This window comes from Synergistaceae bacterium, from assembly GCA_017444345.1.
Classification (GTDB): Bacteria; Synergistota; Synergistia; order Synergistales; family Aminobacteriaceae; genus JAFUXM01.
Map to the genome: position 1 here is coordinate 1 of JAFSWW010000082.1, position 21,830 is coordinate 21,830.

The window sequence follows — 21,830 nt, forward strand, 5'->3', positions numbered from 1 at the left end:
CGCAATAATAATAACACACAGCAAATTACGAGCTTATACGCTAGAAAATTTCACGCGGAATATTTATTCAGGCAAAAAAAAATTTCTCGCAATAATAATAACACACAGCACATTACGAGCTTATACGCAAGAATATTTCACGCGGTATATTTATTCAGGCAAAAAAAATTTCTCGCAATAATAATAACACACAGCAAAATACGAGCTTATATATTAAAATATTTCACGCAAAAAAAGTTTTCACGCAATCACAGAGATAAATTTTACTAATACATTTACTAATACAAAAAGTGTCAAATTTTCTAGTTATAGCAATATTTTACGCAGGAAAAATTTTTATTATCACGCTAATTTTTTGCAGCAAATTTTTATCCATAAAATTAATCTATGCTAGAATATTTTTACAAGATATAATCTCTCATGAAGGAATGATTTATAAAGTGTCAGACGCAACCCCGTTAATGAAAATTTTACAGCACTACAAAAATTTATATTCAGGAATCCCCGAAGACTCTCGCTCATTGCAGCCCCTAAAAGGTAAATGGTTCGAGAATATTTGCTTATACTTTCTCAAGCATGACCCGATTTATATAAATCAATTCTCAAGCGTCTGGCTCTGGTCAGACTGGCCGGGCAGAAATAACAGACCTGACACAGGCATTGATATTGTCGCTCAATTCAAAGACTCCGATAAACTTTGCGCCGTTCAATGCAAATTCTATGAAGACAATCACCGAATCACTAAGGACGATATTAATACTTTTCTCGCAGCGAGCGGCCAAGAAAATTTTATAGAACGCATAATATTTTCCATTTCAGGCGACTATAACAAGAATGCTCTTGACACTTTAGACAATCAACAAATTAAATGTACTAGACTCACTATTGACAGACTCGAAAACAGCCCTATAGACTGGGCAAAATTTGACGCTGATAACCCCGAAAATTTTTCTTACAAGGTCAAGCGCGTTTTACGGCCCGATCAGCAAGACGCACTAAATAAAGTTATTCAGGGATTCACCAATCACGACCGGGGCAAAATGATAATGGCTTGCGGAACTGGTAAAACTTTTGTCTCTCTCAAGATTGCGGAAAAATTCGCAGGTAAAGGCAAGAAAATTTTATATCTCGTTCCTTCCATTGCGTTATTAAATCAGACCCTTTTAGCTTGGAATGAAGACATTGATATAAATCTTAAATCTATTTTTTTCGCGGTCTGTTCTGATTCTACAGTGGGAATTGGGAAGCGCGACAAAGATAATGAAGACTTGAAAATTTCTGATCTCGCTTATCCTGCAACTACTAAGGCAAATGATTTAATTTCAAGCTGGCAATTTCTCCCAGACTCCCGCAAAAATGAATCCATGACCGTAATTTTTTCGACCTATCAATCTTTGCAGGTAATTAACGAGATTCAAAATATGGGCTTCCCCGATTTCGATTTAATAATCTGCGATGAGGCTCACAGGACTTCAGGCGTTACTATGAAAGACGACGAGGACTCTAATTTTGTCAGAGTCCACGATAATAATTTCATTCACGCAAAAAAACGTCTTTACATGACAGCTACCCCGAAAGTTTACAGCGAGTCGGCCTCGAAAAAAGCTAAGGAAAATGACGCAGTTATTTACTCAATGGACGACTCTAATTTATTCGGTGAAGATTTCTACTCGCTCCCGTTTAGTCATGCCATTCAAGAAAATTTATTAACTGACTACAGAGTCATGATTCTCGCAATCGATCAGCGCGCATTAAGTGAGCCGATTCTGAAATTAATAGCAGACAGGAAAATTACAGCAGATGACGCTACAAAAATGTTCGGGTGCTGGCGTGGACTCTCTAAACATTTTATATCGAGCGATTTTGAAGCAAAAAATTTTGACCCCCTGCCCATGAAAACCGCCGTTGCTTTCACAAGCAAAATAGATTACTCGAAAAATTTTCGTGATAGTTTCTCGGATATTATTGACGCTTTCAAGACAAATTATAATATTTCAGGCGGAGTCAATTGCAGCGTTAAACACGTCGACGGCACTATGAACATGCATGACCGAGAAAATAATTTATCTTGGCTCAAATCTGAAGGCGATAATAATTCCTGCAAAATTTTATCTAATGCACGGTGCTTATCTGAAGGCGTTGACGTTCCTGCTCTTGACGCGATTATATTCCTGAATCCTAAGAAATCAAAAGTTGACATCGTTCAGGCAGTCGGGCGGGTCATGCGTAAATCACAGGGCAAAAAATTAGGTTATGTAATTCTCCCTGTTGTCGTTCCCCCCGGTGTTACTCCTGAAGACGCGCTAAACACTGATAAAAACTATAATGTAATCTGGGACGTGCTGCAGGCCCTCCGCTCTCATGATGATAAATTCCAAGTTGAAGTAAATTCACTCAAATATGACGGACTCTCAAGCAAAATTATTACCGGTGTTATAGGCCGTCCTGATAAAGAACACGACGATAACGACTCAAGCGTTCAATTAAATTTGCCCTTCAGCCCTCAAGACTGGCAAAAAGCTGTATACGCTCAAATCGTCGAAAAATGCGGAGATCGTGAATATGACTCTAAATGGGCTAAAAACATGTCAGAAATCGCGCAGACTCTCAAAGCCCGCATTAACAGCCTTCTCAACACTGATAATGAAGCGAAAGAAAAATTTACTAGCTATCTTCAGGGACTCCGCGAAAATATTAATAATTCAATCTCTCAAGATGACGCAGTTGATATGTTATCGCAGCATTTTGTAACGAAACCCATTTTTGACGCATGTTTTGAAAAGTTTTCAGCACTCGATCCCGTATCAAAAACTAGTGAAGCAGCCTTAGAATTTCTTGAGCAGGCCGGACTCCAAATTGAGCGCAAATCACTCGAAAAATTTTACCGTTCACAGACTGAAAAATTATCACTCCTTCAGACTGACTCGGGCAGACAGCAGCGCATTAAAGATTTATACGAGAATTTTTTTAGAGCAGCATTCCCGAAAACTTCTCAGAGCCTCGGAATCGTCTACACTCCTAATGAAGTTGTTGATTTTATCTTGAATAGTGCTGACTGGGCATTAAGGCACGAGTTAAATATTTCTGAAGGGTTGAGCGCAAATAACGTAAATATTTTAGATCCATTCACCGGGACTGGCACATTTATTGTCAGATTGATTCAGCTCGGTTTGATCCCGCCTGATAGATTAGCACATAAATATAAGAAGGAACTTCACGCGAATGAAATTTTAATGTTAGCTTACTACATCGCCGCAGTTAATATTGAGATGGCTTATCACTCAGTTAAACCCGATGAAATTTTTGAGCCGTTCCCCGGAGTCGTCCTTACTGACACTTTTAACGAGAATAACGGCAAACAAATCAGCTTTATTTTTGATGAGCTTTCACGACGCGCAAAACTTCAGCACGACTCGCCCATCACTGTAATTATAGGCAATCCCCCCTATTCTGTCGGACAATCCAGCGCAAATGATAATAATCAAAATCTGAAATATAACGAGCTCGACTCAAGAATTACAGAAAGTTACGCCGCATTGAGTAAAGCAACAAATAAGAATTCTTTATATGACAGTTATATACGCGCAATACGGTGGGCTTCTGACAGAATCGAGAATGACGGCATAATTTGCTATGTTACTAACGGCTCATTTATTGACAGTAACAGCGCGGACGGACTCAGAAAATGCCTTTATGACGAGTTCCAGCGGATTTATATTTTCAACTTGAGAGGGAATCAATACACATCGGGTGAATCATCAAGAAAAGAGGGCGGCAAAATTTTCGGCTCCGGGAGTCGTCTGCCGGTTGCTATAACATTACTTGTTAAGAATTCACGAGCAGAAAATAAACAATGCAGAATATTTTATCGTGATATAGGCGATTATCTTTCACGCTCGGAAAAACTGAACATCATAGAACGGGCTAAATCATTCGGAGAAATGCTTGACGATATGACGGAAATAATACCGAATGAGTCGGGCGATTGGATTAATAAACGCAATGAAATTTTTGATACTTTCTTGAGACTCGGCAATAAGAAGGAGAGTCAGGAGTTCGCAATTTTTGACGAGAGATATTCAGGGGGAATCTCAACAGGCCACGACTCATGGAGCTACAATTTTTCACGGGAGGCACTGAAATATAATATTTCGTCAATGATAGAGATTTATAATCAGGAGCGCGAGAAATGGCAATCAGAAATAAATAACGGAGTCGACCTCAGAAAATTTGTAACAATGAACAAGAAAAAAATTTCATGGTCTGATGGACTCTTTGCTAGGTTGAGAAGAAATTTAACTCTGGAATTTTCCGAGAAATTTATAACGACCTCACTATATCGCCCATTCACGAAACATTTTTTATATTATGATTCAAATTTGAATGAGAGAGTTTATAGAATGCCGTCAATATTCCCGACCGCCGAGTCAAAAAATTTAGTGATAGGTGTTACAGGAATCGGCAGCAAGAAAAATTTTTCTGTATTAATGGCTGATTGTATACCTAATGTGCAACTTATATTTAATAGTCAGTGCTTCCCGTTATACTGGTACGAAGAGCCGGCCGCGCAAAAATTATTATTTGACGAATCCCCCGAACACAAGAGGCGTGATGCAATTTCCGATAAAGCGTTGTCAAGATTCAGGACTCACTACAACGATAACGGCCTGACAAAAGAGGACATATTTTATTATATTTATGGAGTCTTGAGTTCTCCTGAATATCGCGAAAGATTCGGAGTTGACGTGTACAAAAATTTAGCGCGGGTGCCGTTTGCAAAAAATTTCCGGGAATTCTCACAGGCCGGGCGTTAACTTGGAAATCTTCACGTGAATTATGAGAGCATAGAAGTAAATCACGACTACAGGGGTGAAAATTTACGGGTCGGCAAAATGCGAATCATTACAGAGGGCGGGGAGAAATGTATACGCTACAATGACGACATCACAATAAAGAATATACCGGCCTCAGCATGGGACTATATAGTGAAAGGCAAGAGCGCGCTGGACTGGATTGCAGAACGTTATCAGGACTCGACGGATAAGGACAGCGGCCTGAGAAATGACTGCAACGCGTGGGCAAGTGAACATAATGACCCGAAATATATACTTGATTTAATATTCCGGGTCGTGAAAGTTAGTATTGCGAGCGTGAGAATAATAAAGAAATTGCCGGAGCTGGGAATTAGTGAATAAATACAGCGCGTGCGACCTGTTTACGCATAGAGACGGGGATATTATCATCTTCGAGCATGAACTCAAGGGGGATTTTGCGGGCATTTTTGCGGGCTGCGGCGCGGCAGTATACGAATGTGCTGACAGGTTCATTAAATGAGGCCGTGAAGTCCTTGCGCGAGATTTTATACTTTGAGATAACGCACAAATATTTATCTTCGCTGAAGTGTTTAAATTTTCTGCGTGCTGAACGTAAAAATTTGCTGCAAATTTGCCGGACTCGTTCTCTAGTTATACCGTGAAGGCTGCCGATTTCCTGAAGAGTTTTGCCGCTGAGTCTCTCAAGTAAGATATTGCGTGCTCTAACGTCTTTAATGGTCCTGACATAATCAATGATTGAGGGAGTTTGCTGATCATTTGTGATTATGCCTCTCAAAGCGGCGGCCATTTTGCTGGACACGGGGAAGCTGTTAGTGTTATTGTTAGTTGTTATATATTGCATTGTAATAATCTCCTTTAAGATCTAAATTTTTCAATTGACAAGGAAATTATATAAAATCGTGATACAATCAGCGTCGCCTGAAAAGGGACAATAAAAATTTATGAGATTATGCAGGGGAGTCCGTATTTTTCGAGTTCGATATCAAGATCGATCATGTCATAAATTTCGCGCTCTATAAAGTATGAAAATATAATATCGACTTTATCAGAAGGTGAAAGCGCATAACCTGCACGAGATAATAAATCTTTTGTTTCGTCGAGATTTAATTTAGCACCTACACAGAGGCACAAGGCAGTAATTTTTTGCGGGTGATAGTTTATATCATTCTTGATTTTGGAAAAAATTTTCCTGTCAATAATAGCGCGGTTGTAGACTTCAGAGTTAGACATATTTTTTTGTTGAATTAAATTCATGAGTCGCTGCGAGAAAGTTTCTTGAATTTGTCTCATTCTCTCATTAAGATTAGTATATTGCGCTTGAGATTTCTGTTTTGATTCGCGTATAATGGGCTGAGGTTCATAGCGTGAATTTACTTCAGGTTCAGGAAAAATATAATCGTCTTGATATTCTTCTATGATTTTATTATTGACGTAATGATTATCGATGTAAGAGTCTAAATCTGAATAAATTTTTTGACTTAATCGTGTAATTTTTTCGCCGAACACGACAATATAAATTAACATGTCATTATTTAACAGGAACGCGTTAATCTCGTCTAAAGCAATTCTTAAGCCTTCTTCTTTAGGGTAGCCGAATCCCCCGGTAGAAATTAACGGGAATGCAATAGATTCTATATTATATTTTTTTGCGAGCAGTAAACTTTTTTGATAACAAGAACGCAATTTATTTTCTTCATCGTCATTGCCTCCCCTGTAGAGCGGACTGACAGCATGAATGATATATTTTGCTGATAAATTGAATCCCGGCGTGATAAATGCTTCACCTTGAGGGACGAATCCGATATATTTTTCTCTGTAATTCAGCAAGTCATGATAACCGGCGGCATTATATACAGCTCTGTTGCAGCCCGGCCCGACTATGGGATTACGGTTTGCAGTATTGACAATTGCTTGAGTGTTCATTCTTGTTATATCATTACGAACTATTTTTAACGGCATAATAAAGTCCCCCGGTAAATATTATTTCAGCGTGAAGTAATAATAAATGATTATGCAGTAAATGCGCAAGTAAAATTTTTCGTGTAATTGCAAATTATTTTTTATGGGCATAATAATTATTTCAGCGTGAAGTAATAGTGAATGATTAGACAGTAAATGCGCAAGTAAAATTTTTTGTGTAATTACGAATTATTTTTTATGGGCATGATTAAATCCCCCGGTAAATATTATTGCAAAATAATAAACTATGAGGCGGGGAATATGCAAGTAAAAATCTTGAATCAAATCGCAAAAAATTTTTTAACATAAATATTTGCTTTAATGCTCAATCAATAAGATAATAAACGCGCTTATAATATAAAAAGTTTTAGAAATCTAGCATTATTTTAATGGAGAAATGGATAAATGAAATTATTTAATGATTTTGAGGCCGTAAAATTTCCTGAAGAGAATATGATTTTGATAACTCGCGGCAAATATATTTATTATGTCTATGATCTTAATTCTAAAATTTGGAATAAATATAAGCATTCCGAGAATTATTTTATAGATTCTATAACGGTGAGTAATTATCCGGATGTCAGCAGAGAAGAAATAATTAATGCACTGGGCGGCAAATTTCCAAACAAGGAGGCAGATTTTATTAGATTGTGTGATTTGTCGCAATTACATGAAATAAATATGTTAGCTTTACTTAAAGAAGACTATCAAGTTTATATGTCTGACAGATTAATTTATAACTCGGCTTATATATTTTTGTCGGAGTCAACAATTAAGCATAAATCTTATCTTGCATTAAGAAAACTTTTTGATGAGTGCTTGACCCTCAATAAAGATAAAGAATATATTATCGCGCAAATTAAAGCATTAAGCCTCGCTATTATCGGCCGGGATATATTTAAGCGGGAAATACAAATAGTTGACGGTCATGACAGTTCGTCATATTTCTGGATTATGCCTGTCAGAGTCATTGATTATAGTGATACAAATGATCTTGATAACGTCGCAGAAATGGATCACGTAGAAATCTCAATAGAAGAGAACGATGTAAATCAATATCTCACACCTTTTCTTTATAAATATTTTGATGACGAACTCAAAGCTAATAAAAGTAGAGGCGATTATAGCGGGTTTGAATGGTATTTGACGCACAATTTTTACACGTATGATTCTGTGAGAAAGATTCTAAATGATATTCAAGACACGATTAACGCATTATCTCAAGGAAGAGAGAACGAATTTATTGCTAAAATGCCGTGTGAAGATAATACACCTGCAGAAATAATTATAGATTTCTATAATAGATTTATTTATAGAATGGAATACATGATAAAAATCGGCAGCGAGAAGGGATATAATTTAATTTCTTTCATGGGACCATAAAAATATCTGCAAGGCCTTTATTGACCCTGCAGACAAATTATTAGCTCGCTTAAAACTAGAATACTGCGTAGTCGTTATCTTTCAAATCAGCGATAAACATATGACCCGGCGCATGAGTTATTGCAAAATCGGGTTTAGCTGCCATGATAACAGCTTGAGGAGTTACACCGCACGCCCAGAATACGGGAATTTCACCGGGTTTGATTTCTACAGCATCACCAAAATCGGGCTTGTCAATATTCTTTATTCCTATTCCGGCGGGGTCTCCAATATGAACGGGTGCACCGTGAACAGCCGGGAATCTTCCTGTGCATAATACAGCCTTTGGAATTAAAGACGCAGGAATCGGCCTCATTGATACGACCATAGGCCCGCTCAAACGTCCGGCAGGTTTGCACTGAATATTAGTTACATACATGGGAACATTACAGCCGCATTCAATATGACGAACAGGCACATGAGATTGTAACATAGCACCCTCAAACGAGAACGAACAGCCAATCAAGAATCCTACTAAATCATCACGCCAATATTTAGTAACGTCCGTAACCTCGTCAACAAGCCGGCCTTCTTCCCAGATTCTATAACGCGGTAAATCTTTAGTAATATCTGCTCCGGGAGCTATTAATTTCGGTTCTGTTTTGCCGACTTCTGTAACGTCAAGAATCGGGCAGGGCTTAGGATTCCTTTGTGCGAATACAAGAAAATCATACGCTATATCTTTTGACAAGACAGCAAGATTTGCCTGTACATAGCCTTCACACATTCCGGATGTCGGGCGGTCCCATTCTCCGGCGCGTATCATTTTGCGGACTTCCTGCGGACTGTAAGCTGCATAATCGCTCGGTTTACTCATTGTTAAGTCATCTCCTTATGAAAATAAATCTCTCAGCGGCACAATTTCGATTCCGGCTTCAATTAAGCGTTTTCTCAAAGTTTGCGCCATCTGAACAGCAGCGGGCGAGTCTCCGTGTAAACAAATTGAATGAGGCTTTAAATTTACTATTGTCCCGTCAATAGCTTCTACTGTGCCTTCTTTTACCATTTTGATGACTCTTTTTGCTGCGAGTTCTACATCTTTCACAAATGCGCCTTCCATTTTTCGCGGAACTAGTGAGCCGTCATTCATATAACCTCGATCGGCAAATGCTTCGGCAGCGTAAGGGACTCCGACTTTTTTTGCGGCCTCGTCAAATTGAGATCCGGCCAAGCCCATTAAAATCAAATTCCCGCCTGCGTCCTTCACTGCCTGGGCGATTGCTATAGCCTCTTCCATTTTCTTAGCAGCACTGTTATACATAGCTCCATGCGGCTTAACGTGTTGTAATTTGATCCCTGAAGATTCGCAAAATGCCCGTAAAGCTCCGATTTGATAAAGAGTATCCGCGTAAAGCTCATCGGGTGAACATGTCATATTACGCCGCCCGAAACCTTTTATATCAGGATATGCAGGGTGAGCACCTACAGCGACTCCGGCTTTTACTGCTTCTGATACAGTTTTCTTCATGACGAGGGGATCTCCTGCGTGAAATCCGCAAGCTACATTTGCAGACGATACAAATGTCAACACGTCCGAATCTTGTCCCATCTTCCAAGCTCCGAAACTCTCACCGAGATCGCTATTTAGATCAACTTTATAACTCATGCGAATTAATACCCCCTTTTATTATAATTTCTCCCATGTAACGAAAAATTTTTCACCGTTTATTATTATATTCATTGCTCCTGATTGAGCCGGCGCTGATTGAGTGGACGCGCTGGATTCGGGAGTCGGCGATAAATTATTAAGTGATTCGTTTACTTGAGAGCGTAAAGAATTCAATAAATTTGCTTCAGATTTGGAGATTTCGATTCCCTGTTTTTGCGTAATTTGCGAGAATTTAACAGGAGATCCGGGCAAAAATTGACTCAATCTAGCAACGTCAAGAGCATGAACGACTCCGATTTTGACATATCCGCCTGTTGTTTGACGATCTGCCATCATTACAATCGGGAGTCCCTGCCCGGGAATCTGCACAGCTCCCATCGGTATAGCGTCCGAGACAATATCAGGCCCCTTTACGTGTTCGATAATTGCGCTGCCTTCCATTCTTGAGCCCATTCTGTCAGACGACGACGAGATTTTATACTCAGCTGACAAAAAAGTTTTTATACCTTCAGGCTTTATATAATCATCTTGAGGGCCTAATACAGTCCTTAAAGGTTTATTAATTGAGTAATCAGGACGCAAATTTTCAGGACATGACAAACCAGCTTTATATTTTCCGGGTGAACCTGTTAATAATTCGTCGCCTTTAACAAGTTTCCGACCGTCAAGACCTCCGATTTTTGCTTTCATGTAAGTGCTTCTACTTCCCATAACTAAAGGAACATCAATCCCGCCGCTTACACAAAGATAAGCCCTGAAACCTTGTCCGCAGATTCCTCCGAACGTCAAAATATCGCCGTCCTTCACGGGTATTACTTGCCAATTTTGAACGGGTTTATTATTGAGTCTGGGCTGTAAATTTCCGCCTGTTACAGCAATTGCCCCGCCGCCGTCCTTAAATAAGACACTCGCGCCCATCATTGTCATTTCAAGAGCAGCAGAATTATCAGGATTTCCGAGTAAAATATTTCCGCGTATTAATGCCGGTGCATCCATTGCCCCGCTTACTGGCATTCCTATTGCTTGATAACCCCAGCGGCCTAAATCCTGCACAGTTGTTAATGATCCGGGAGATTGTATTATTAATTTCATGAATTAATCCCCCTTTGTGTGTACTCGATTTTGTAGAGTCCTGATTTTGCCTGCTGTGAAATTTCTTCATAGCGGGACATGTCAACAGGATAAAATTTTACCCACATTCCGGCCTGAATCGCTACTGCGGGATCTCTGAACGGGTCATATAATTCGTAGGGAACTCGCCCTATAATTCGCCAGCCGCCGGGACTCGCGATTGAATATGCGCCTGCTTGAGCTCCCCCGATTGCTACACTATTCGCCGGTATAAATTCACGGGGATTCTTGAGTCTCGGAGTCTCTAGTGTCTTATCCATGCCGCCTAAATACGGAAATCCCGGAGTGAATCCATTCATAAAGCAATATAACGGCGACTCACAATAACGCTTTATAACTTCTTCAGTTGAAAGTTTTGTGTGTTCTGCAACGTCTTGCAAGTCCGGCCCGAATTCTCCCCCGAAAAATACAGGTACATGAATTTCTGTAGAGCCAGCCTCGGCAATATTATAATTATCAAGCTCATTTAATGCCCGGTTCAATCTCTCATAAAGCGCGTCAATATCAACCGTCAACGGGTTAAAATATATAGACAGCGATCTATAAGTAGGCACTAATTCGAGCAATCCCGTAAAATTTTCTTCCGTTAGAATCTGCTTCAACGCCTGAACATAGCCATTTATCTGCATGTCTATTTTCTCGCCGAAGTCAACAAATATACAAGTTTCTCCCGCCGGAAGTATTTTTGCAGATATATTATTCATGACTAGTTAAAAATTTTCATGATATTAGGCAGTGCCTGAATACCCATCCAGAAAGTAAACGCCACGACAGCCCAGCCCATTGCAGATAATATAACGGGGTGTCTATAATTTTCGCCGATGACATTTTTCTTGTATGCTCCGAGCAGAATACAGCCCAGTGCAAGCGGCAATATAAGCCCATTTATCGAACCTGCGGCAATTAATAACGCTACAGGATTCGCGACAAAAATATTTATTGCTGTTGACGCACAAATAAATCCAATCATCCACCAGCGATAATTCCTATCTATACCGCCGAATAATGATCTTAAGAACGACACAGAAGTATATGACGCTCCTATAACTGAAGTAACGCCCGCCGCCCATAAAATAACGCCGAACATTCTATAACCGATCTCACCTGCTCCGCGTCTGAAAGCGTCCGCCGCCGGGTTGCCCTTGTCGAGAACTACTGCCGCCTCACCTGCTGCGACATATACGACTCCTAACACGGCCAAGAATAATAATACACGCATAATCGATGTAACTATAATACCGTTTAATGCGCCTCTTGCTGCGTCATGTGAGTCTCTTACTCCAGCGTCAATTAATCTGTGTGCACCTGAGAAAGATATATAGCCTCCTACAGTTCCCCCTATGAGTGTTAATATTACTGTCCAGTTAATTTCACTCGGCATAATTGCTTCTTTTGCTGCTAAACTCACAGGAGGTGAAGACTGCACAGCCACGTATAACATCAGCGCAATCATTAGAACGCCTAAAAGCTGTGTGAAATAGTCCATCGCCTTCCCTAAATCTTTATTCAGGAAAATAAAAATTGCTATTGCGGCACTGATTGCAGCTCCGTAACTGTTAGGAATTCCAAAGACTGTATTAAGCCCTAATGCAGCCCCTCCGACATTCCCGACGTTAAAGGCCAAACCTCCCAGAGCTACGGCAAATGCTAGGAAATAACCAAGCCCGGGAATAACTTTATTTGCCACGTCCTGCGCCCGCAAACCTGAGACACAAATAATTCTCCAAATATTTAATTGCACAATTGCTGTTACTATGATTGTTACGAGAATGGCAAATGCGGCAGATGCTATTAACTGCTGAGTAAATACAGTCGTCTGCGTCAAAAATCCCGGCCCTATAGCAGATGTTGCCATAAGAAAAGCAGCTCCTAATACTACCTGTAAAGTTCCTTTCTTTTCGGTCATTGCTAATACCTCCTAAAAATTTTTATTGCTTTGATTATATCATGAATTTTTTGACGATTTGATTTATTAATATTTAGAATTCAGCTGTGATAAGTGATGAGTATAAATTATAAAGCGACTCCAAAATTATGAAGCCGCAGATTTCACGAATTTATATATATTTAAACGCTGTACCGTAAATTATAATTTCTGCCGCACCGCCTGCCACTTGAGGATTAGCAATTTTTACGCCGTACACTCCATCAGCATTTATTTTTTCTGCTTCAGAGATGAGACGAGATTTTGAGAGTTCCAAGCCGTATTCTATCATTTTTTTGTAGTCATTGAGTTCGCCTCCGACCGTTATATTTCTTATAGTGGCCTTAGTGTCCTTGAGAAAATTTGAACTCAAGCAGCTTACACCGTAAATTATGCCTATATCCTGAGTCCCTGCCGGCGGAAAAGTTCTAGTGCTTAATATAATATCGCTCATATTCTGCTAACCTTCTTTCTATATATTATATTTATATATTATTTATAAGTTGCCTTAATTCTTCAGGCTCAATAAATTTTATGCTGTCTTTATGTCTATTTGCCCAGCGTGAAAAGTTATCAAGATTATCAAGTTTTGCGCTGAAAATATAATTACCGTCTTTATCATTTGCCGGAGTCAACGTTTGAGTCATGTCCCACTGCGTATTTCTTGCTTCAGATACGAAATCGGGCGATATGATTAACTTGACATCATATTTTTTTGTTAATATAAATGGCTGCGGCTGCTGGACTTGAGGAGGCATTATAATAACTTGCGGCTGTGTCTGCAATACTGTCTGAGGTTTTTTCCTGAACATCGGAATTATTATTCTAGCAAGAATCAAAATCACTATAGCAATAACAGCAATTTTTATATAGAATCCGTATTTAGATAATTGATAATTTAATTCTGACTGCCAAGGGATTCGGGAATCTTTGGGCAAATCGTTAAGGCGTTCAATCTCGAAATGTATTGCGTCAGGTTCGCGCCCTTTTTCGTTGAATAATTGTGATACATAACGTTCTGGCAGGTCGTCAATTATCCATCTTAAATCAGATATAGAAAGTTTTGATGCAGTATTTCTCGCTGAAGGAGTTAATTTTCTTGTCATCCATTTTAGAAGCTCAAGAGATTGAGAGTCGGGCCTGAATTTTGTCCAAATATCTTGAGGGAATAACGCGTAAAAATCATAATATTGATTTCCTGCGAGATTGAGCCATTCATTAGCCTGCTCTATATTTTCCTGCTGTAAAATTTGGATTAACCGCCTGAAATTTTGAGGTGAAGACTCGCGTATTCGTTCGCCGAAATTTTCGAGTAAATAATTAAATTTGTCATTTCCTAAGATTTCGACTGCGGCAGAAATTCTCTCAGCAAACTGCATAGTTTCTGTATCGCTGAGTCCTTCACTTAGAGATTTCATTTTAGGATCATCGGCAAAAATTGCGGCTTGTTTTCTTGTATTTTGCAGCATACCATATGACGAGATTAGAATATCCATTACATAAGGTTCCATTACGTCCCAGTATACGGCGGGCATTTCTCGCGAATACATGTTTAAATTACGTTCTGTCAGCATTTTACGTGTATCAGATTCGGCGTTCCAAGCTATTGAGGCTACATCATAGACGGACCATGCGATCATAATCGGCCCTATTAACGGAATTACTTTACCGATTGCCTTACCTGCTGCACTTTTCGCTATTTTCTTAAATATTACGGTCTTCCCCGCGTATTTTGCGAAATATTTAACGAGCTGCTTTCTGAATATCAGCGCAACACCTCCGGCGATTGTCATTCCTGTAACTTTGAGATCGGGATATTTTGCGCTGAGTTTTTCTCGTACATCTTCTAAAATTTTAGCCCCGCTGTCTTGAGCCGCTGTATTTTGCCTGATATATGCCCGCATCATGGGATTTTTGTCAGCAGCTAAGAGCATTATACTTGCACGCCTATAGAAATCTGATAAATCATTTTGTAATGACTCGCCCCATTTTTCTTCGACATCGCGGAGAAAATCATCATAGTTTTCTGCAAATTTAAACGCTATAGCCTCCTGAATATTATTTATTACGTCTTGATTAATTACGAGCTGAATACTTTTTGTTCCCCATAAAAGTTCGTCCGTTTTCTCTTTATAAGCGTCATTAATTGCCTTATTGAGTTTATCAGTCATTCCCAGTGCCTGCCATCTTGCGCGATAAAGACGTAAAAAATTATTCTTGCTTTTCTTGAGAGCGTCGAGAAAATTTACTTTGTCAACTTCCGGAATTTCTCCGCCTATTTCTTTAATAGCCTGCTCAATTTCGGCCTCTCTCTGTTCCTTAGTACGCATTATATTTTGAGTCTCATCATCAGCCCATGCGCACGAACACGTAATAATAATTATAACTAGCAATAACAATTTACGCATAAAAAAATATTCCTCCTTATGAATATGAATGACATATAAAAATTTTAATGGCCTTCATATACTTTAAATGAAGAGTTTTGCTTAATATCCGGACTCTTAATATCTGAGCTATTAACATCGGGCGGCGTATCATGTGAAATAGTAATAACTTCAGGCGGGTAAACTTTCGGGAGTTCGTCCGTCTCAATGAGCAGTGCTGCAAAATGGTCAAAATCTTTGTGCTTTGAGTCTCGTATGAATTCCCCGTGTAACTCTAAAATATTATCAAGCGTGTATGCTTTATCGTCTGCTATTTCTTGAATTACTGCTATTCTATCAGCAAAAAATCTCTGCTCGGATCTAGTGAGAGTCCTGCTGAGATCCTTAACAAGTGAATTATTTGCTAATTCCTTCCCTTTGCTTACGTTTGTAAGTAGAGACTCATAAGCAAATATATACGCGTCTTGTACATATGCCTGCATTCCTTCCCAGTAAACTAAGGGGACTTCTTCAGTGTACATAATATTATATGACTCAAAAATTTTTTCTTTAACTGTGTCTTCAACTCCGACGAGCATAGAAGTAATATCCCATATGCTCCACGCCAACATTGCCCAGCCTATTACAGGAACAGCACCGCCCGCGATTTTGCCCAGTGCACTCCCTGCGAATTTACGCATTATAACTTGTGTTACGTATTTAGTCAGCTGCTTTTTAGCGAGTAACATGAGTCCGCCGCCTATGAGTCCAGCTCCTGAAATCGCAAAAGTTTCATATTTGCCTGATAATTCATCCGAAATTTTGGCCATTACTGCGCGTCCGTTATCTTCAGTGATTCGGTCATAATCTTGACGTAAATATGCCTGAGCCATGGGATTCGCACTAAGTTCAAAATATAATAATTCATTCTGACGCTTATAGAAATCTATAATATTTTCGCGGAGTTTTTCGCCCCATGTGTCTTCAAGTTCAGACATAAATTTATCATAGCTGGCAGCAAATTTGAATTCGGTCGCCTCCTGTATTTTCTCTCGTATATAGCCGCGATTTGAAGTTAATTGTATCTTGACTGTTCCCCATAAAAGATTCTCGGTCTGCTCGGTGAATGCCTCATCAACTGCCTGCTTAAGTCTTCTAGGAAGCCCGAATAATTCCCATTGAGTTTTATATAGACTTAAGAAATCCAGTTTTGTTTTAGCAATAGGGAGCTTGTCTAAATTTATTTCTGCCGGGAATGCAGAGACCGCTGAAATTATTATAATCATTATTGATGACACAATTATGCGTAAAGATTTCAAATTTTTTGCTCCTTTCCTTATACGATCTGATTTAAATATAATTATATTATAGTGAATTTTTTTTTTTTTCTAGGTAATTTTGCTATAATAAAATAAATTTTGCCAAGAGGTGCTGAAAGTGTCAGAGAAAATTAACAGCGTTGATGATATTGACCCGAAATATGCAAAAAATTATTCTGATAGTTCATTCTGGGACAAAGTAAAAAGTGTCATAAAGAGTGCAGGACTCCCGCTGATATATAAGGCATTTCAACTTTATTATGTAATGCAGAGGCCGGATTGTCCAATGCATATAAAAGCGGCTATTGTTGCTACACTGGGATATTTTATTTCGCCGATTGATCTTATACCGGATTTTATTCCGTTTGTAGGATTCACTGATGATTTAGGGGCAATAGTTGCGGCCTTAATACTTGCACAAATGTATGTTGATGAGAACGTAAAGAGACAAGCACGCGAGGCAATTGATAATCTTTTCGGTAAGGGAACTTCAGACGGACTTGACTAAATTTTTCAGCAAATAATAAAATTCCCTGCTGATTCTTGCTCTCAACAGGGAGAAAAATTTTTTATGCCTGAACGTCTAAATGTGCTGCGTTATTGTCGGCTTCTTGTCTTGCGCGGGCTTCCTGATCTGCTGCGATTTTGCCTATCATGCTGTCATATAACATTTTCCAGAGTCCCGCACCTTCTGAACGTGCAACTAAATCATCACTTGCCATCTCAAGCGATAATTCTTCCATTTGGTGCCAGTGCTTTTTCTCGGAACCGCTGATTGACATTGCAGTTTTGCGCATATCTTTCCATAATTTTGCCCATAAGAGCGACTCGAATTGCTGACAGGTTTCTTTGAGTTTCTTGGCCTCGGCTGTCTTGTGAACTTCGGGATTAATTTTTGTGTCTATAATTTTTACCGGGCTGGTTTGAATCATTTAATCACGTCCCTATATTTATATTTATTTGCTACATCGTAACTAATTCGCCGTGAAGTGCCCCCGCCTTGTCTATTGCCTGCAGAATCGAAATAATATCGCGCGGAGTTGCTCCCAGTGAGTTTAAAACTCTTACCATATCGCGCACTGTTGTTGTAGCCGGCATTGCTATCATGCTCGTGCCCTCTTCATCTGTTGTAATATCTGTACGCATTGTAACGATCGGCGGAGCTAGGGGATTATCAGGCTGAATAACATTCGCAGTGTCAGCGACTTCAACCGTTAAATTTCCATGAGCGACTCCCACTGAGCTTATTCTGACATTGCCGCCCATTACTACAGTGCCGGTGCGTTCGTTTACAGCTACTTTTGCGGGAGTATCCGGCTCGATCTCAAGAGTTCCCATATTTGCGAGAAATGCCGAGGGAGCTTGAACATATTGACCGGGTAAATTTATTTCGACTCTGGCAGCATCGGCCGCAAAAGCAACGACTCCGTAAACGCGATTAATGGCGTCTGCTATTCTCTGAGCCGTCGTGAAATCAGGTTCTCGCAATAATAAAGCAACTTGGCCGCCCGCTGTAAAATCTGAAGGTACTTCACGTTCAATAATTGCCCCGCCGTGAACTCTTCCAGCTGTAGGAACATTTTGAGTCCTTGCTGCTGCTCCCCCCTGAGCACTTCCGCCGCCTACCATTACGGGACCTTGAGCGACTGCATAAACTTGTCCGTCTGCTGCTCTTAACGGTGCTTGAATCAACATTCCGCCCTGAAGGCTTGAAGCATTGCCCATTGTGTTAACGTTCACGTCAATATTTTGTCCCGGCCTTGCATATGGAGGCAGAGTCGCAGTTAACGAGACAACCGCAATATTTCGAGTCCTGACTGATCGAGCGTCAAGAGTAACCCCGAAATTTCGCATTAGATTCCTCATCATTTGAATGGCCATCTGTGAATTATCGCCCGTGCCATTTAAGCCGGTAACGAGTCCGATTCCCGTTAATTGATTCCCCCTTGCGCCTTCAACGTCGGTAATATCTTTAATTCTGACAGGGGGATTGACGCGGGAGAAGTTCATATCCTGCAAATTTACAGCGGCAAAAACGCTCGAACTTGATAATAATAATAACGCGATAACAAGTAAAAATTTTCTAGTCATGATTATATATTAAAACACTGCTAATAAAATTTGCGAGACAATGCCGGGCTTTTGAGTCCGTGAAATTATGCCCTTACCCTTTACGGCGATTTCTGCATTTGCTACTAATTGACTGCTGATTTGATTTTCAGAAGTAACATCTTGAGGCCGTATAACTCCTGTTAACTGGAACTGCAAAACTTCTTGACTCGTTCGTATATCGCGGGTGCCTTCAATTACGAGATTCCCATTTGGCAAGACTTCAGTAACTAGACATGCAAGAGTCGCCGTCGCGTGGTGTTTACGTTCAATGCTGCCGTCCCCTTGTGTTGAATGCTGAGAATCGACAGCTAGACTCCTTATAAATCCTAAAATCCCCGACCCGTCGCTGACACTATGAGTCGCTGCTTTTGTTAAATCCGTTGTTGCCTCGTCTTTAGCGTCAGTTTTCTCGTTCACTATTACGGTTATAATATCGCCGACTCTTCCCGGCCTTGCATCTGCGAACCAGTTTCTATTATCGTTCCAGAGTGAAGCAGCATTTGCCGAACTTGCTAGAATGAATAATATAATTACTGATAAAAATTTTTTATGACTCACTTTACAGCACCTCAACTTCTACAAGATTTTCATTAATTATTTTTGCACGGAGAGTAATTTTTTTGTTGTCTGCACGCCTGACTCTGACGACATCGCCCGGCCTGCCCCCGTCTATTAATATTCCTTCAGTGTAAGCACTCGCCGCACCTATTCTCGCTAAAATTTTAACCCGCCTGCCTTTAGGGACAATGTTAGAATTAACGAGATTTGCTAATAAAATTTCTTCACCCTGCTTAATATCTTTATTTGCTGCGAACCCTAAAATCTCATTCGGACTCGTCGCATAAAGTCCCGGCCTCTTTATTGCAATTTTTCGCGATACTAAATCACTTGGCTTTATCTTGTTGCCCTTCTTTATATTATGAGACGCGGCTAAAATATTCTGATACCATGTAAAACGCACTGCAAGAGATTTTATTTTGCCGTCATTGCCCTTGAATCGCAGCATAACTGATTGAGTACCGGGAATTATGCTCGTCGGCTCTATAATCTGCCCGTCGGGTACAGCAGAATTTGCGGATATATCCAAATCACCCTCCCATGATGACAAAGATTTTATCACAGGAATTAAACTCGATATTGATTTAGGCGCGGGGGACTCCGTAAAATTTCCTTCATAGGCCGGACTCTCAATTCTTGAATATGAAGGCATGTATAACTCGATTCTTGCGTCACTGGCCGAGCTTGAATTAATTGCGCGTAATACTTCATTGCGGGTTAAAACATTTCCGTCGGGATAAAGTATTAAATCCGATAAAATTTTGCGGTTTTGGCGAGTCCCCCCTGAAATTTTTGCGACACTTCCCAGCGTGAAAGAGTCTTTATTACTATAAAATTTTCCGGGAATCTCGATTCTAATAGTCTGTGCTGCCTGAGCTTGATTTACAGCAAAAAAAACGAGGAGCGCAATAATAATACACTCCCCCGCTAAAAATTTATATTTCATGATTTACCGCTTGAGTCCGTTCGCAATTCTCAATAAGTCGTCGGCCGTCTGAATTCCTTTAGAGTTAGCTTCATAAGCACGCTGAGCTACAATCATTTCTACCATTTCTTCAACGACTTGAACATTTGACATCTCGATAACATTCTGCCTTACTTGAGGCATACCGTCCTCGCCGGGATTTCCTACAATGGGTTCGCCGCTCGCGTCAGTCTGCACGAATAATCTATCACCGAGTGCGCGGAGTCCTGCAGGATTAACAAATCTTGCGAGCTGAATTTGCCCTAGTTCCTGTAATGCCGTCTCGTCTGCAACTCTGACACTTACGACTCCGGTGGGCGATAATTGAATCTCCATAGCGTTATTTGGCACTGTTATAGCAGGTTCTAATAATAAGCCGTCTTCATTAACAAGCTGGCCTTGATTGTCAATTTGCCAAGATCCCCCGCGAGTGTAACCGATTTGACCGTTCGACATTGTAACCTGAAAAAATGCGTTGTCGTCAGTGATTGCCCAGTCAAGAGGGCCGTCAGTAATCTGAAAATTTCCCTGCACCATGAAACTTGGAGTCGCTGTAACTCTTGTACCGAGTCCGACCTGCACACCGGTGGGAACTACTGAATTCGGCTCAACAGGTGCGCCCGGCTCTCTGTAAATCTGATACATTAAATCTTCAAAATCTGCCCGGCGTTTCTTATATCCTTGTGTATTAACGTTTGCTAAATTATGAGTTACTACGTCTAAATGAGTCTGTTGTGCTATCATTCCCGACGCGCTTGTCCATAATGAACGTAACATTTTTTATTCACTGCCTCCCATTAAAATTTTTATTATCCCCTGCTGTATGAAGTAATCAATCTCTGAGTCTGTTCGTCATGAGTCATTAATGCTTTTGACGCTCCTTCATAGGCTCGCTGGGCTTCTATCATTCTGACCATTTCTGTAACTACTTCAACATTTGACATTTCTAACGTACTGCCCCAGATTTTAACGTTCTCAACTGGTAAAGCCTCGCCCGATTGCTGAGTAGGAGTTAATAAATTTCTCGCCTCATGCTTTAAATAAGTCGGATTATCGAAATTAAATATATTTACACGCCCTACAACGGCATTATCAGCAATTACTCGGCCGTCGCGCATAACTTGAATCTTTGACGCATTAGCAGGTATAGTAATTTCTCCGCCCTCGCCCTGTAAAGTCATTCCGTTCGGTGTAACTATTGAGCCGGCATTATTCAGCGTGAAATTTCCGGATCTCGTGTAAAAAGTATTTCCGTTAGTGTCAGCAACCGCAAAAAAGCCCTTCCCGTCTATTGCCATATCTAAAGGATTCTCTGTTGTCTTGACTACTCCGGGGAATGTGTCCATTACGTCTTCTGAAAAAATTTGAGCGAGTGCCATAGTTCCTATAGTTTGACGGCCCTTGAAAGGCATATCAGCAGGGAACATTGTAGCAATTTTTGTAGCTGAATCTTCTGAAACCTTTTCGATTCTGTCCATTAAAGCGGAAAAATCAGCATTTGCGCTCACTCTTCTTTTATAGCCCGGTGTATCGACATTTGCGAGATTATTTGTTACAACGTCTAAATTTGTCTCTTGCACTAACATAGCCGATGCTGCCTCATATAATCCCCTATGCATGAAAAATTATTC

21 protein-coding genes are annotated in these 21,830 nt (G+C 40.1%); 5 read left to right on the forward strand and 16 right to left on the reverse strand.

Annotated features, from left to right (window positions below; genetic code table 11):
* The 3 genes from IJS99_05770 to IJS99_05780 all read left to right on the forward strand — a co-directional run.
* Window positions 1-181, forward strand: a 181-nt coding sequence (locus tag IJS99_05770) for a hypothetical protein (protein MBQ7561321.1), incomplete at its 5' end; no start/stop codon positions are given.
* A gap of 259 nt (window positions 182-440) precedes the next feature.
* Window positions 441-4,814: a DEAD/DEAH box helicase gene (locus tag IJS99_05775; GenBank protein ID MBQ7561322.1), complete on the forward strand. Its 4,374-nt coding sequence runs from the start codon at window positions 441-443 to the stop codon at window positions 4,812-4,814.
* A gap of 15 nt (window positions 4,815-4,829) precedes the next feature.
* Window positions 4,830-5,195, forward strand: a complete 366-nt coding sequence (locus IJS99_05780; protein MBQ7561323.1) for a hypothetical protein — start codon at window positions 4,830-4,832, stop codon at window positions 5,193-5,195.
* Here IJS99_05780 and IJS99_05785 read toward each other — a convergent pair.
* Both IJS99_05785 and IJS99_05790 read right to left on the reverse strand, forming a co-directional pair.
* Window positions 5,185-5,676, reverse strand: a complete 492-nt coding sequence (locus tag IJS99_05785) for a hypothetical protein (GenBank protein MBQ7561324.1) — start codon at window positions 5,674-5,676, stop codon at window positions 5,185-5,187. The two genes, IJS99_05780 and IJS99_05785, sit on opposite strands and share 11 nt — an antisense overlap.
* 98 nt (window positions 5,677-5,774) lie before the next feature.
* Window positions 5,775-6,794: a macro domain-containing protein gene (locus tag IJS99_05790; GenBank protein MBQ7561325.1), complete on the reverse strand. Its 1,020-nt coding sequence runs from the start codon at window positions 6,792-6,794 to the stop codon at window positions 5,775-5,777.
* 405 nt (window positions 6,795-7,199) lie between these two features.
* On the opposite strand from IJS99_05790, the gene IJS99_05795 reads away from it, so the two are divergent.
* Window positions 7,200-8,177, forward strand: a complete 978-nt coding sequence (locus tag IJS99_05795) for a hypothetical protein (GenBank protein MBQ7561326.1) — start codon at window positions 7,200-7,202, stop codon at window positions 8,175-8,177.
* 55 nt (window positions 8,178-8,232) lie between these two features.
* Here IJS99_05795 and IJS99_05800 read toward each other — a convergent pair whose 3' ends face one another.
* From IJS99_05800 to IJS99_05835, 8 genes are all read right to left on the reverse strand, one after another.
* Window positions 8,233-9,033 (reverse strand): putative hydro-lyase, encoded by an 801-nt coding sequence (locus IJS99_05800; GenBank protein ID MBQ7561327.1) that lies wholly within the window; start codon window positions 9,031-9,033, stop codon window positions 8,233-8,235.
* A 15-nt stretch (window positions 9,034-9,048) separates the two neighbouring features.
* Window positions 9,049-9,822 (reverse strand): LamB/YcsF family protein, encoded by a 774-nt coding sequence (locus IJS99_05805; GenBank protein ID MBQ7561328.1) that lies wholly within the window; start codon window positions 9,820-9,822, stop codon window positions 9,049-9,051.
* A 21-nt stretch (window positions 9,823-9,843) separates the two neighbouring features.
* Window positions 9,844-10,917: a biotin-dependent carboxyltransferase family protein gene (locus IJS99_05810; protein ID MBQ7561329.1), complete on the reverse strand. Its 1,074-nt coding sequence runs from the start codon at window positions 10,915-10,917 to the stop codon at window positions 9,844-9,846.
* Window positions 10,914-11,651 (reverse strand): 5-oxoprolinase subunit PxpB, encoded by a 738-nt coding sequence (gene pxpB, locus IJS99_05815; protein MBQ7561330.1) that lies wholly within the window; start codon window positions 11,649-11,651, stop codon window positions 10,914-10,916. Before pxpB ends, IJS99_05810 begins: the two co-directional genes overlap by 4 nt.
* An 11-nt stretch (window positions 11,652-11,662) precedes the next feature.
* Window positions 11,663-12,862 carry a divalent metal cation transporter gene (locus IJS99_05820; GenBank protein MBQ7561331.1) on the reverse strand — a complete coding sequence of 400 codons (1,200 nt, stop codon included), beginning with the start codon at window positions 12,860-12,862 and terminating at the stop codon, window positions 11,663-11,665.
* A gap of 151 nt (window positions 12,863-13,013) precedes the next feature.
* Window positions 13,014-13,334, reverse strand: a complete 321-nt coding sequence (locus IJS99_05825) for a heavy metal-binding domain-containing protein (GenBank protein MBQ7561332.1) — start codon at window positions 13,332-13,334, stop codon at window positions 13,014-13,016.
* Window positions 13,335-13,365: 31 nt separating this feature from the next.
* Entirely contained in the window at window positions 13,366-15,288 is a 1,923-nt protein-coding gene (locus IJS99_05830) for a WYL domain-containing protein (protein ID MBQ7561333.1), read from the reverse strand.
* A gap of 44 nt (window positions 15,289-15,332) precedes the next feature.
* Complete coding sequence (locus tag IJS99_05835; GenBank protein ID MBQ7561334.1) at window positions 15,333-16,565, reverse strand: hypothetical protein; 1,233 nt, start codon at window positions 16,563-16,565, stop codon at window positions 15,333-15,335.
* Between the two features lie 118 nt (window positions 16,566-16,683).
* Here IJS99_05835 and IJS99_05840 point away from each other — a divergent pair, with 118 nt between their 5' ends.
* Window positions 16,684-17,073 carry a DUF1232 domain-containing protein gene (locus IJS99_05840; GenBank protein ID MBQ7561335.1) on the forward strand — a complete coding sequence of 130 codons (390 nt, stop codon included), beginning with the start codon at window positions 16,684-16,686 and terminating at the stop codon, window positions 17,071-17,073.
* 61 nt (window positions 17,074-17,134) lie between these two features.
* Here IJS99_05840 and IJS99_05845 read toward each other — a convergent pair whose 3' ends face one another.
* The 6 genes from IJS99_05845 to flgF are packed head-to-tail and all read right to left on the reverse strand — an operon-like array spanning window position 17,135 to window position 21,818.
* Window positions 17,135-17,497, reverse strand: coding sequence for a hypothetical protein (locus tag IJS99_05845; GenBank protein MBQ7561336.1), 363 nt, complete (start codon window positions 17,495-17,497; stop codon window positions 17,135-17,137).
* Between the two features lie 31 nt (window positions 17,498-17,528).
* Window positions 17,529-18,656: a flagellar basal body P-ring protein FlgI gene (locus IJS99_05850; protein MBQ7561337.1), complete on the reverse strand. Its 1,128-nt coding sequence runs from the start codon at window positions 18,654-18,656 to the stop codon at window positions 17,529-17,531.
* Window positions 18,657-18,665: 9 nt separating this feature from the next.
* Window positions 18,666-19,235, reverse strand: coding sequence for a flagellar basal body L-ring protein FlgH (locus IJS99_05855; protein ID MBQ7561338.1), 570 nt, complete (start codon window positions 19,233-19,235; stop codon window positions 18,666-18,668).
* A gap of 1 nt (window position 19,236) precedes the next feature.
* Entirely contained in the window at window positions 19,237-20,181 is a 945-nt protein-coding gene (gene flgA / locus IJS99_05860; protein MBQ7561339.1) for a flagellar basal body P-ring formation protein FlgA, read from the reverse strand.
* A gap of 3 nt (window positions 20,182-20,184) precedes the next feature.
* Complete coding sequence (gene flgG / locus IJS99_05865; protein MBQ7561340.1) at window positions 20,185-20,976, reverse strand: flagellar basal-body rod protein FlgG; 792 nt, start codon at window positions 20,974-20,976, stop codon at window positions 20,185-20,187.
* 32 nt (window positions 20,977-21,008) lie between these two features.
* The gene (gene flgF, locus IJS99_05870; protein MBQ7561341.1) at window positions 21,009-21,818 is read right to left on the reverse strand and encodes a flagellar basal-body rod protein FlgF; all 810 of its coding nucleotides are present in this window, start codon (window positions 21,816-21,818) and stop codon (window positions 21,009-21,011) included.
* Window positions 21,819-21,830: the final 12 nt, after the last annotated feature.

Excerpts from the sequence above, each read along its gene's own strand:
- IJS99_05825 (MBQ7561332.1), bottom strand. The coding sequence starts at position 13,334 with ATGAGCGATATTATATTAAGCACTAGAACTTTTCCGCCGGCAGGGACT.
- IJS99_05820 (MBQ7561331.1), bottom strand. The coding sequence starts at position 12,862 with ATGACCGAAAAGAAAGGAACTTTACAGGTAGTATTAGGAGCTGCTTTT.
- flgG (MBQ7561340.1), bottom strand. The coding sequence starts at position 20,976 with ATGTTACGTTCATTATGGACAAGCGCGTCGGGAATGATAGCACAACAG.
- IJS99_05830 (MBQ7561333.1), bottom strand. The coding sequence starts at position 15,288 with ATGCGTAAATTGTTATTGCTAGTTATAATTATTATTACGTGTTCGTGC.
- IJS99_05800 (MBQ7561327.1), bottom strand. The coding sequence starts at position 9,033 with ATGAGTAAACCGAGCGATTATGCAGCTTACAGTCCGCAGGAAGTCCGC.
- IJS99_05850 (MBQ7561337.1), bottom strand. The coding sequence starts at position 18,656 with ATGACTAGAAAATTTTTACTTGTTATCGCGTTATTATTATTATCAAGT.
- IJS99_05810 (MBQ7561329.1), bottom strand. The coding sequence starts at position 10,917 with ATGAAATTAATAATACAATCTCCCGGATCATTAACAACTGTGCAGGAT.
- flgF (MBQ7561341.1), bottom strand. The coding sequence starts at position 21,818 with ATGCATAGGGGATTATATGAGGCAGCATCGGCTATGTTAGTGCAAGAG.
- IJS99_05785 (MBQ7561324.1), bottom strand. The coding sequence starts at position 5,676 with ATGCAATATATAACAACTAACAATAACACTAACAGCTTCCCCGTGTCC.
- IJS99_05805 (MBQ7561328.1), bottom strand. The coding sequence starts at position 9,822 with ATGAGTTATAAAGTTGATCTAAATAGCGATCTCGGTGAGAGTTTCGGA.
- IJS99_05845 (MBQ7561336.1), bottom strand. The coding sequence starts at position 17,497 with ATGATTCAAACCAGCCCGGTAAAAATTATAGACACAAAAATTAATCCC.
- flgA (MBQ7561339.1), bottom strand. The coding sequence starts at position 20,181 with ATGAAATATAAATTTTTAGCGGGGGAGTGTATTATTATTGCGCTCCTC.
- IJS99_05795 (MBQ7561326.1), top strand. The coding sequence starts at position 7,200 with ATGAAATTATTTAATGATTTTGAGGCCGTAAAATTTCCTGAAGAGAAT.
- IJS99_05790 (MBQ7561325.1), bottom strand. The coding sequence starts at position 6,794 with ATGCCGTTAAAAATAGTTCGTAATGATATAACAAGAATGAACACTCAA.